The organism is Stenotrophomonas sp. SrG, from assembly GCF_050031795.1.
In the GTDB taxonomy this organism is placed as follows: Bacteria; Pseudomonadota; Gammaproteobacteria; order Xanthomonadales; family Xanthomonadaceae; genus Stenotrophomonas; species Stenotrophomonas rhizophila_A.
Genome location: NZ_JBNBBE010001166.1, coordinates 1 through 238 on the forward strand (window position 1 = coordinate 1; position 238 = coordinate 238).

A 238-nucleotide genomic window follows, 5' to 3' on the forward strand; every position below is an offset into this window, starting at 1 on the left:
CGCCGGTACTGCGGCCACCGATGCGGTGAACCAGGCGCAGCTCGACACCGTCGCTGCAACGGCCGCCTGCGCAACGCGCTACTTCAAGGCGGACGGCGAAGGCAACGACAGCGATGCAGCCCGCATCGATGGCGAAGGCGCACTCGCTGCCGGCGCCAGTGCGAATGCCCACGGCGACGGCGCCCCCGCGCTGGGCCGCAACAGCCAGGCGCTGTCCAACGCCACCACGGCGGTAGGC

Annotated in this window: 1 protein-coding gene; it reads left to right on the top strand. The window is 72.3% G+C overall.

Translation table 11 applies throughout. The annotated features are described in order from the left end of the window. A partial coding sequence (locus tag ACQG3P_RS23125) for a hypothetical protein (RefSeq protein WP_426806349.1) occupies window positions 1–238 on the top strand: 238 nt, incomplete at both ends.